21 protein-coding genes are annotated in these 9,455 nt (G+C 54.0%); all 21 read right to left on the bottom strand.

Translation table 11 applies throughout. From position 1 onward, the window contains the following. Genes rplO through rpsJ form a run of 21 tightly spaced genes read right to left on the bottom strand, consistent with a single transcriptional unit; the run spans nt 1 to nt 9,283 of the window. A complete protein-coding gene (rplO, locus tag AAC086_RS14015) occupies nt 1–489 on the bottom strand; it encodes a 50S ribosomal protein L15 (RefSeq protein WP_339779466.1) in 489 nt (162 codons plus the stop codon). A gap of 28 nt (nt 490–517) precedes the next feature. Further along, on the bottom strand, nt 518–712 hold the full coding sequence (gene rpmD, locus AAC086_RS14020) for a 50S ribosomal protein L30 (RefSeq protein ID WP_073953866.1): 195 nt from the start codon (nt 710–712) through the stop codon (nt 518–520). 6 nt (nt 713–718) lie between these two features. Then, on the bottom strand, nt 719–1,303 hold the full coding sequence (gene rpsE / locus AAC086_RS14025) for a 30S ribosomal protein S5 (protein ID WP_085593872.1): 585 nt from the start codon (nt 1,301–1,303) through the stop codon (nt 719–721). An 11-nt stretch (nt 1,304–1,314) separates the two neighbouring features. Further along, complete coding sequence (gene rplR / locus AAC086_RS14030; RefSeq protein ID WP_085585074.1) at nt 1,315–1,662, bottom strand: 50S ribosomal protein L18; 348 nt, start codon at nt 1,660–1,662, stop codon at nt 1,315–1,317. An 11-nt stretch (nt 1,663–1,673) separates the two neighbouring features. Then, nucleotides 1,674–2,207, bottom strand: a complete 534-nt coding sequence (gene rplF / locus AAC086_RS14035; protein ID WP_022734160.1) for a 50S ribosomal protein L6 — start codon at nt 2,205–2,207, stop codon at nt 1,674–1,676. Between the two features lie 12 nt (nt 2,208–2,219). Further along, a complete protein-coding gene (gene rpsH, locus AAC086_RS14040; RefSeq protein ID WP_022734159.1) occupies nt 2,220–2,618 on the bottom strand; it encodes a 30S ribosomal protein S8 in 399 nt (132 codons plus the stop codon). A 12-nt stretch (nt 2,619–2,630) separates the two neighbouring features. Continuing rightward, nucleotides 2,631–2,936: a 30S ribosomal protein S14 gene (gene rpsN / locus AAC086_RS14045; RefSeq protein ID WP_022734158.1), complete on the bottom strand. Its 306-nt coding sequence runs from the start codon at nt 2,934–2,936 to the stop codon at nt 2,631–2,633. A 14-nt stretch (nt 2,937–2,950) separates the two neighbouring features. Continuing rightward, the gene (gene rplE, locus AAC086_RS14050) at nt 2,951–3,490 is read right to left on the bottom strand and encodes a 50S ribosomal protein L5 (RefSeq protein WP_022734157.1); all 540 of its coding nucleotides are present in this window, start codon (nt 3,488–3,490) and stop codon (nt 2,951–2,953) included. 11 nt (nt 3,491–3,501) lie between these two features. Beyond that, the gene (gene rplX, locus AAC086_RS14055) at nt 3,502–3,819 is read right to left on the bottom strand and encodes a 50S ribosomal protein L24 (RefSeq protein WP_022734156.1); all 318 of its coding nucleotides are present in this window, start codon (nt 3,817–3,819) and stop codon (nt 3,502–3,504) included. Further along, complete coding sequence (gene rplN, locus AAC086_RS14060; protein ID WP_022734155.1) at nt 3,819–4,187, bottom strand: 50S ribosomal protein L14; 369 nt, start codon at nt 4,185–4,187, stop codon at nt 3,819–3,821. The genes rplX and rplN overlap by 1 nt, the downstream gene beginning before the upstream one ends. 34 nt (nt 4,188–4,221) lie before the next feature. Beyond that, nucleotides 4,222–4,455 carry a 30S ribosomal protein S17 gene (rpsQ, locus tag AAC086_RS14065; protein WP_008892183.1) on the bottom strand — a complete coding sequence of 78 codons (234 nt, stop codon included), beginning with the start codon at nt 4,453–4,455 and terminating at the stop codon, nt 4,222–4,224. Between the two features lie 26 nt (nt 4,456–4,481). Then, nucleotides 4,482–4,682: a 50S ribosomal protein L29 gene (gene rpmC / locus AAC086_RS14070; protein ID WP_022734154.1), complete on the bottom strand. Its 201-nt coding sequence runs from the start codon at nt 4,680–4,682 to the stop codon at nt 4,482–4,484. Between the two features lie 6 nt (nt 4,683–4,688). Continuing rightward, entirely contained in the window at nt 4,689–5,108 is a 420-nt protein-coding gene (gene rplP, locus AAC086_RS14075) for a 50S ribosomal protein L16 (protein WP_022734153.1), read from the bottom strand. 12 nt (nt 5,109–5,120) lie between these two features. Further along, nucleotides 5,121–5,807 carry a 30S ribosomal protein S3 gene (gene rpsC / locus AAC086_RS14080; protein WP_022734152.1) on the bottom strand — a complete coding sequence of 229 codons (687 nt, stop codon included), beginning with the start codon at nt 5,805–5,807 and terminating at the stop codon, nt 5,121–5,123. After that, nucleotides 5,807–6,187: a 50S ribosomal protein L22 gene (rplV, locus tag AAC086_RS14085; RefSeq protein WP_022734151.1), complete on the bottom strand. Its 381-nt coding sequence runs from the start codon at nt 6,185–6,187 to the stop codon at nt 5,807–5,809. The genes rpsC and rplV overlap by 1 nt, the downstream gene beginning before the upstream one ends. A gap of 2 nt (nt 6,188–6,189) precedes the next feature. Further along, nucleotides 6,190–6,468: a 30S ribosomal protein S19 gene (gene rpsS, locus AAC086_RS14090; RefSeq protein WP_022734150.1), complete on the bottom strand. Its 279-nt coding sequence runs from the start codon at nt 6,466–6,468 to the stop codon at nt 6,190–6,192. A gap of 16 nt (nt 6,469–6,484) precedes the next feature. After that, nucleotides 6,485–7,312, bottom strand: a complete 828-nt coding sequence (rplB, locus tag AAC086_RS14095; RefSeq protein ID WP_102783193.1) for a 50S ribosomal protein L2 — start codon at nt 7,310–7,312, stop codon at nt 6,485–6,487. A 4-nt stretch (nt 7,313–7,316) separates the two neighbouring features. Continuing rightward, nucleotides 7,317–7,619 (bottom strand): 50S ribosomal protein L23, encoded by a 303-nt coding sequence (locus AAC086_RS14100; RefSeq protein ID WP_022734148.1) that lies wholly within the window; start codon nt 7,617–7,619, stop codon nt 7,317–7,319. Beyond that, nucleotides 7,616–8,236 (bottom strand): 50S ribosomal protein L4, encoded by a 621-nt coding sequence (gene rplD, locus AAC086_RS14105; protein ID WP_022734147.1) that lies wholly within the window; start codon nt 8,234–8,236, stop codon nt 7,616–7,618. Before rplD ends, AAC086_RS14100 begins: the two co-directional genes overlap by 4 nt. A 5-nt stretch (nt 8,237–8,241) precedes the next feature. Further along, nucleotides 8,242–8,958 (bottom strand): 50S ribosomal protein L3, encoded by a 717-nt coding sequence (gene rplC / locus AAC086_RS14110; protein ID WP_022734146.1) that lies wholly within the window; start codon nt 8,956–8,958, stop codon nt 8,242–8,244. A 16-nt stretch (nt 8,959–8,974) separates the two neighbouring features. Continuing rightward, nucleotides 8,975–9,283, bottom strand: a complete 309-nt coding sequence (gene rpsJ / locus AAC086_RS14115; RefSeq protein WP_007091508.1) for a 30S ribosomal protein S10 — start codon at nt 9,281–9,283, stop codon at nt 8,975–8,977. Between the last annotated feature and the right edge of the window lie 172 nt (nt 9,284–9,455).

A 9,455-nucleotide genomic window follows, 5' to 3' on the forward strand; every position in this document is an offset into this window, starting at 1 on the left:
TTACTCTGCGGTTTCGTCTGCGGCAGCAGCCGGAGCCAGAACCGTCACCGAGCCACCGACTTTCTCGACAGCTTCAATAGCTGACTTGGAAGCACCGGTGATTTCGATCGCAAGTTTCGCCGTAAGTTCGCCCTTGGCGAGCAGACGCAGGCCGTCTTTTTGCGGACGGGCCAGGCCTTTTTCAACCAAAATGGCGATGGTCACATTTGCACCTTCTTCAAGAACACCGTTATCAACGGCGGTCTGAAGGGTACCCAGGTTAACCACACCATATTCCTTGCGGAACGGGTTTTTAAAGCCACGTTTCGGAAGGCGGCGATAAATCGGCATCTGCCCGCCTTCGAAACCGTAAATCGCTACGCCGGAACGGGACTTCTGACCCTTCTGGCCTGCGCCAGAAGTTTTGCCTTTGCCCGAACCAATGCCGCGACCAACACGGGTGCGCGCTTTGCGGGCGCCCGGGTTATCAGCAAGTTCGTTGAGTTTCATCAATCAACACCTTTTCGATCTGGGCCAATCAAGCCTCGTCCACACGGACGAGGTGTTTGACCTTGGCGATCATTCCGCGAACAGCCGGAGTATCTTCCAGCTCACGAGTCCGGTGCATCTTGTTGAGACCAAGACCGACCAGCGTTGCACGCTGGTCTGCCGGACGTCCAATCGGCGACCCGGTCTGGGTAACGCGAACGGTCGCTTTTTTGCTAGCAGCCATATCGAATTACTCCTTTTCGAGCGCAGCCGCGGCAGCAGTAGCTGCAGCAGAACCGCTATCGCGACGGGCAACGATATCGCCAACCTTCAGACCGCGCTTTGCTGCCACCTGACGCGGTGAAGCGCCATTGACAAGAGCGTCGAGGGTTGCACGGATGACGTTATGGGGGTTGTTGGACCCGGTGCACTTGGCAACCACATCCTGAACACCCATGGTTTCAAAAACCGCGCGCATTGCACCACCGGCAATAATACCGGTACCGGCCGGAGCCGAACGAAGAAGAACCCGACCTGCACCAAAATGACCATTAATGTCATGGTGAAGGGTACGGCCTTCGCGCAAGGGAACGCGGATCATGTTACGCTTGGCTGCTTCGGTGGCCTTGCGGATCGCCTCGGGAACTTCACGAGCTTTACCCGTGCCGTAGCCGACGCGACCGCGCTGGTCACCAACGACAACCATTGCGGAGAATGCAAAACGACGACCGCCTTTGACCACCTTCGCGACGCGGTTGATACCAACCAGCTTGTCAACGAGTTCAGTCTCTTCGCGGTTTTTCGGCGCTTGCTGTTGATTTTGGTTACGTGCCATGGTCGTGCTCCTTAGAAGTCCAGACCGCCCTCACGGGCGGCATCGGCCAGAGCTTTCACCCGGCCATGGAACAAATACCCGCCACGATCGAAAACGACCGTTTTGACACCAGCGGCAACAGCACGTTCGGCAATCGCCTTGCCAACCAACACAGCTGCATCGGCGTTTCCGCCTTTATCACCGTTCTCACGCGACGAAGCGGAGGCAATAGTAGTGCCTGCCAGATCGTCGATGATCTGCGCATAGATATGCGCGTTCGAACGGTGAACGCTGAGGCGCGGGCGACCGGCCGCTTTCTGGCGGATCGCAAAACGAACGCGGCGCTTGCGACGTTCGAAAAGGTTTCTCGCGTTGTTCATCGTGCCAGTCCTTACTTCTTCTTGCCTTCTTTGCGCAAGATATACTCGCCTTCGTAACGGACACCTTTGCCTTTGTAAGGCTCCGGACCGCGCCAGCCGCGTGCATTTGCAGCGAACTGACCGACAAGCTGTTTATCTGCGCCAGAGATGGCGACAAGGGTCGGCTTTTCAGCAACGACGCTAAGACCCGTAGGGATCTCCATTTCCACGTCGTGTGAGAAGCCAAGCTGCAGAACAAGTTTGTTGCCTTGAACCTGCGCACGATAACCAACACCAGTGATTTCCAATTTCTTGGTGAAACCTTCTGAAACCCCGGAAACGAGGTTCGAGATGTTCGCACGGGTGGTACCCCAAAGGGCACGAGCGCGCTTACTATCATTTTTCGGTTTCACCCAGATCTGGTTATCTTCCTGGGTAACGGTTACGTCCGAGGTCAGAGACAAGTTAAGCTCACCGAGCTTACCTTTTGCACTGATCTGCTCTTCGTTCAGGGTGATGGTAACGCCGTTAGGCACGACCACCGGATTTTTACCTACTCGCGACATCGTTGGCCCTCCTTAGAATACCTTGCAGAGGATTTCGCCGCCGACATTCTGTTCGCGAGCCTCCTGATCCGAAAGAACTCCTCGCGGAGTGGACAGGACTGCGATGCCCAAGCCATTGTATACCTTCGGAAGATCTTTGATCTTCGAATATACACGACGACCCGGGGTCGAGACGCGGTCGATCTGCTTAATCACACCTTCGCCCTCAAAATACTTGAGTTCGATGCTGATTTCACTGATGCCCTTGCGAATTTCACTTACATTATAACCGCGGATATAACCTTCGCGCTGGAGAACATCCAGCACACCGGTACGCAGTTTCGAAGCCGGCGAGACAACGCTGGATTTCCCAACGCGCTGACCGTTACGGATACGCGTGAGCATATCACTTACGGGATCGGTCATCGACATGTGATGTCCTCCTTACCAGCTGGATTTCACCATGCCCGGGATCTGACCACGTGAAGCAAGTTCACGAAGTGCGATACGGGACAGGCGGAATTTGCGATACACACCGCGCGGACGACCGGACAACTGGCAGCGAATACGCTGACGGATGCGGGCCGAGTTACGCGGCAGCTGGGCGAGTTTGATCACAGCCACGATACGATCCTCAGGGGACGTTTCGCGGTTGCCGATTACCGCTTTAAGGGCGGCACGCTTGGCAGCAAATTGCTTCGCCAGGCGTTCACGTTTGAGTTCACGCTCTACAGCGCTCTTCTTGGCCATGGGCCAACCTCCAGTTAGTTTCCGAACGGAAGATCAAAGCCCTTAAGAAGGGCAAGAGCTTCATCGTCAGACTTAGCCGTGGTACAAATGATGATGTCCATCCCGCGGACCGAGTCAACTTTGTCGTACTCGACTTCAGGAAAGACGAACTGTTCCTTCAAGCCCATGGCAAAGTTGCCACGACCATCAAAGGATTTTTTGTTCAGGCCGCGGAAGTCACGAACGCGCGGAAGCGCGATGGTGACCAGACGGTCCAGGAACTCAAACATACGGTCGCGACGCAAGGTCACTTTACAACCGATGTTCATGCCTTCACGAAGTTTGAAAGCCGCTACCGACTTTTTCGCTACCGTGAAGATAGGCTTCTGACCGGTGATAGCCGCGAGATCCGCAACTGCACCATCCAGTTTTTTGCGATCTTGGGTGGCGTCGCCGACACCCATGTTGATCACGATCTTTTCGAGGCGCGGAATCTCCATGCTGTTCCCGTAAGAGAACTGCTCTAGGAGTGCGTCACGCACCACTTCTTTATAATGTTCGCGCAGGCGCGTCATTTTTCCGTCCCTCACTTGTCGATGACTTCGCCGCTAAGCTTCGCGAAGCGAACCTTGCGACCATCATCAAGGGTCTTAAAACCGACGCGGGTCGGCTTATTTTCTTTCGGGTCAACAATCGCGAGATTGGAAACGTTAATTTTCGCTTCCTTCTCGACAATGCCACCGGCATCAGCACCGGACGGGCGCTGGTGACGTTTCACCAGGTTGATGCCCGAAACCAGAACCTTGTTCTCGGTCGGGAATGCGGCGAGAACTTCGCCGGTCTTCCCTTTGTCTTTACCCGTCAGAACAATGACGCGATCGCCCTTTTTAATCTTGGCAGCCATTACAGCACCTCCGGAGCGAGCGAAATGATCTTCATGTAACCACGCGAACGAAGTTCACGGGTTACCGGGCCGAAAATACGCGTGCCGATCGGCTCGCCATTCGCATTAATGAGAACGGCAGCGTTACGGTCAAAGCGGATCGCCGAGCCATCGGCACGACGAATTTCCTTTGCGGTGCGAACGATGACAGCTTTGTGAACTGCACCCTTCTTTACACGACCGCGCGGGATGGCTTCCTTAACGGAAACCACGATAACATCACCAACGTGAGCGGTTTTGCGCTTCGAACCGCCCAGCACCTTGATGCACTGGACGCGGCGAGCGCCACTATTGTCGGCAACGTCCAGATTGGACTGCATCTGGATCATGGGTTTACCCCTTGACTATGATTGGGCTGAGGACTCACTCCTCGACCACTACTTCCCAAGACTTCAATTTGGAGATCGGTTTGCATTCGCGAATGCGAACAACGTCACCCGTCTTGAAGCGGTTCTCTTCATCGTGCGCGTGGAATTTCTTCGACTTGCGCACGTACTTTTTATACAGCGGGTGCATGACCTGGCGTTCCACACGGACCACCACAGTCTTGTCGTTCTTTGTAGAAACGACTGTCCCCTGCAATACACGCCTCGGCATGTGTGTTTACTCCTCTGCGTGTCCTGTTAGGCCGCGGTCGCACCCTTCTCGTTACCGAGAAGGGTTTTGATGCGGGCGATATCACGACGGACCTGACGGACCCGCGCAGTGTTCTCAAACTGACCAGAAGCCTGCTGGAATCGCATATTGAACGACTCCTTACGCAGGTCCAGCAGCATCTGTTTTAGTTCGTCAGCGCTTTTAGCGCGGAGATCAGCAACTTTCATCACTAATTACTCCCCTTCACCAAGACGTGTGACAAACTTGGTCTTGATCGGCAATTTTGCCGCTGCCAGCTCGAAAGCTCGGCGTGCAAGATCCAACGGAACACCGTCGAGTTCAAACATAATCCGCCCCGGTTTAACGCGTGCCGACCAATACTCGATCGAGCCTTTACCTTTACCCTGACGGACTTCGGCAGGCTTCTGCGAAACCGGTAGATCCGGGAAAACGCGTATCCACACACGACCTTGACGGCGCATGTGGCGAGTGATCGCGCGGCGAGCCGCTTCGATCTGACGCGCCGTTATACGCTCCGGCTCCAAGGCTTTCAAGCCATAAGCGCCGAAATTCAGTTCGGTACCACCTTTGGCCTGCCCTTTCAGGCGACCTTTGAAGGCTTTACGGAACTTTGTACGTTTCGGAGAAAGCATATCGGGATCTCCTTACTTACGACCGGAACCAGCCGACTCGAGCGCTTTACGCTCTGAAGCCAACGGATCATGTGCCATGATTTCGCCCTTGAAGATCCAGACCTTCAGACCGCAAACACCATAGGTGGTGTGTGCTTCTGAAGTGCCATAATCAACGTCCGCACGCAGCGTGTGCAGCGGAACGCGACCTTCACGATACCATTCGGTACGAGCGATTTCAGCGCCACCAAGACGACCAGCAGCATTAATACGAATGCCACCAGCACCGAGACGCATTGCGTTCTGAACCGAGCGCTTCATAGCGCGACGGAACGAAACACGGCGCTCAAGCTGCTGGGCGATGTTATCAGCGACCAGCTTGGCATCGATTTCCGGTTTACGGATTTCGATGATGTTAACCTGCACTTCTGACTTGGTCATCTTCTGCAGATCGTTCTTGAGCTTCTCGATGTCCTGGCCTTTTTTCCCGATCACAACACCCGGACGGGCAGAGTGAATCGAGATGCGGGCTTTTTTCGCCGGACGTTCGATAATCACCTTCGAGACACCGGCCTGCTTAAGCCGGGTGAAGATGAAATTACGGATCGCAATATCTTCATGAAGAAGATCAGCGAAATCGGTCTTGTTGGCGTACCAGCGGGAATCCCAGGTACGGTTAATCCCAACGCGTAGACCGATCGGATTTACTTTTTGACCCATTACTCGGTCTCCTCACGTTCGCAAACGACGATGCGGATGTTGGAGAACGGCTTAATGATCTTGCCGACACGACCGCGTGCACGGGCGCGCCAACGTTTCATCACGAAGGCCTTACCAACAGACGCCTCTTTGATAAAGAGACGATCAACATCAAGCTGATGGTTGTTCTCGGCATTTGCGATTGCCGATTCCAGCAGCTTTTTGACGTCCTGCGAAATACGTTTGTTGGAGAAGGTCAGTTCTGCCAAAGCAGCTTCTGCCTTCATACCACGGATCGACTCGGCGACGAGGTTGAGCTTACGCGGGGAAATGCGTAAAGCCCGGAGCGAAGCAGCAGCCTCGTTATCCGCCAGCCGACGGATGTCAGCTTTCTTACCCATCGTTACTTCCTCTTCGCCTTTTTGTCGGCCGCGTGACCATAGTAGGTACGGGTCGGCGAGAATTCACCAAACTTGTGACCGATCATATCTTCGTTCACGAGCACTGGCAGAAACTTCTGGCCATTATAAACCCCAAAGGTGAGGCCTACAAATTGCGGCAAAATCGTCGAGCGCCGCGACCAGGTCTTAATTACCTCATTCCGGCCTGAGGCACGGACAGTATCGGCTTTCTTAAGAAGGTATCCGTCAACGAACGGACCCTTCCAAACGGAACGCGCCATAGTCTAGCCTCCTCCGTTAGCTCTTGTGACGACGGCGCATGATAAGCGCGTCGGTCTTTTTGTTCGAGCGGGTACGTTTGCCCTTGGTAGGCTTACCCCACGGCGTAACCGGATGACGACCACCCGATGTACGACCTTCACCACCACCATGCGGGTGATCGATCGGGTTCATGGCTACACCACGAACCGAAGGACGTTTGCCAAGCCAGCGATTACGGCCGGCTTTACCAAGGTTGATGTTTTGATGGTCCTGGTTAGACACGGCACCAATGGTAGCCATGCATTCACCACGAACCAAACGTACTTCACCGGAGGACAGCTTCAGCTGGGCGTAACCCTGATCCTTACCAACAAGTTGCACATAGGCACCTGCTGAACGTGCGACCTGACCACCTTTACCGGCTTTCAGTTCGACGTTATGGATAATGGTACCGACCGGAATATTCTTCAGCGGTGCGGCATTGCCCGGCTTAATATCTACGCGTTCAGCGGCAATAATCTTGTCGCCAACAGCGAGACGCTGTGGTGCTAGGATGTAGGCCAATTCGTCGTCAGAATAACGAACCAACGCGATAAACGCGGTGCGGTTCGGATCATATTCCAAACGCTCGACGGTACCGACAATATCAAACTTGGTACGTTTGAAATCGATCATACGGTAACGACGTTTGTGACCACCACCAATACGGCGGGCGGTGATACGACCAGTGTTGTTACGGCCACCTTTCTTGCGAAGACCTTCGGTCAACGCTTTAATCGGCTTGCCCTTGTGGAGATCAGAACGATCGACAAGAACCAGCTGACGGCGACCAGGAGAGGTTGGTTTAAACTTCTTCAAAGCCATTGTCTTAGATTCCCGTAGTCACATCGACGGAATGACCCTCTTCGAGGGTTACCATCGCTTTCTTGAAATCGCTCCGACGACCGGAAATACCGCGAAAACGCTTGGTCTTTCCTTTTACCACAGAGGTATTGACCGCCTTGACCTTCACCCCGAACAGACCTTCCACAGCAGCCTTAATCTCCGGCTTGGTGGCGTCGATCGCGACTTTGAACGCAACTGCGTTGTGTTCAGAAATCAACGTCGACTTTTCAGTAATATGCGGGGCGCGGATGACTTCGTACATCCGCTCTTTGCTGATGATCGTCATTTGAGACGTGCCTCCAACGCTTCGACCGCACCCTTGGTGAGCACCAAGGTGTCACGGCGAAGGATGTCATAGACGTTAGCACCGATCTCAGGCAACACATCAATTTGCGGGATATTGCGCGCAGCGCGAGCAAAACCTTCGTTGACCTGCGTACCGTCAATGATCAATGCAGACTTCCAGCCGAGTTTGTTGAAAACTGCAACCAGACTCTTGGTTTTAGCATCCGAGAATTCCGCATTATCAAGAACGATAAGCTTACCGTCCTTTGCTTTAGCCGACAGAGCGGTTTTAAGCGCGAGCTTACGGAATTTCTTGGTCAGATCGTGTGCGTGATCGCGAACACGCGGACCATGCACAACCCCACCACCACGGAACTGTGCTGCCTTACGGGAACCGTGACGAGCACCGCCACTACCTTTCTGACGCACGAACTTTTTCGTGGTTGCGGAAATTTCCGACTTTTCTTTTACCTTATGGGTACCAGCACGGCGTTTTGCCAACTGCCAGTTCACCATACGGTGCAGAACGTCGCGACGCACTTCCAGACCAAAGATCTCTTCTGCGAGATCAATGTTACCGGCCTTGGAAGCGTCAAGTTTAAGAATGTCGAGCTTCATGATGCTTATTCCTTATCCTCGGCGACAGCTTCTTCAGCAGCCGGGGCAGCACCCTTAAGCGCGGCTGGGAACGGAAGACCTTCCGGCGCAGCACGTTTCACAGAATCCTTAACAAGGACATATGCGCCCTTGTGACCCGGGACTGCACCATGAACCAGGATCAGACCTTTTGCTTCGTCAGAAGTGACGATTTTCAAGGACTGAACGGTAACACGTGCGGCACCCATGTGACCTGCCATCTTCTTACCTTTGAAGACGCGGCCCGGATCCTGACACTGACCAGTGGAACCATGCGAACGGTGCGATACAGACACACCGTGCGACGCACGAAGACCACCGAAGTTGTGACGCTTCATCGCACCGGCAAAACCTTTACCGATGGAGGTGCCGATTACGTCAACGTACTGACCATCAACAAAGTGAGTAGCAGAAAGCTCTGCACCAACTTCGATCAGGCCATCTTCGCTAACGCGGAATTCAGCAAGTTTGGCTTTCGGCTCAACCTTGGCTTTGGCGAAGTGACCGCGCATCGGCTTCGATACGTTTTTCACTTTCGCTTTGCCATAACCAAGCTGAACAGCGACGTAGCCGTCGAGTTCATTGGTACGGTTGGCGACAACCTGAAGATCTTCGACCTTCAGAACTGTTACAGGAAGGTGGGAACCATCGTCGTTAAAGACGCGGGTCATGCCGACCTTCTGGGTAATAAGTCCACTACGCATTGCGGCTTACTCCCGATTAAAGTTTGATCTCGACGTCGACACCGGCAGCAAGGTCGAGCTTCATAAGAGCATCAACGGTTTGCGGGGTCGGGTCGACAATGTCGAGAAGACGCTTGTGCGTACGGATTTCAAACTGCTCACGCGATTTCTTATCGATGTGCGGAGACCGCAGAACAGTGTATTTTTCGATGCGGGTCGGCAGCGGAATTGGGCCGCGGACCTCTGCGCCAGTGCGCTTCGCCGTATTGACGATCTCGCGCGTGGACTGATCCAGCACGCGATGGTCAAACGCCTTAAGGCGAATGCGAATGTTCTGACTATCCATGTAATTATGTACCGGAGCCCTCAAAAGGACACCGGCCCCTCAACTGGAGTTGACGATTGCCGCAAAAAGTATCGCGGGCGGCTTATGTAGCCGCCCGCGATACAAAGATCAAGGAAATTATTCAATGATCTTTGCAACGACGCCTGCGCCGACGGTACGACCGCCTTCACGG

Source organism: uncultured Thalassospira sp. (assembly GCF_963976115.1).
Taxonomy (GTDB): Bacteria; Pseudomonadota; Alphaproteobacteria; order Rhodospirillales; family Thalassospiraceae; genus Thalassospira.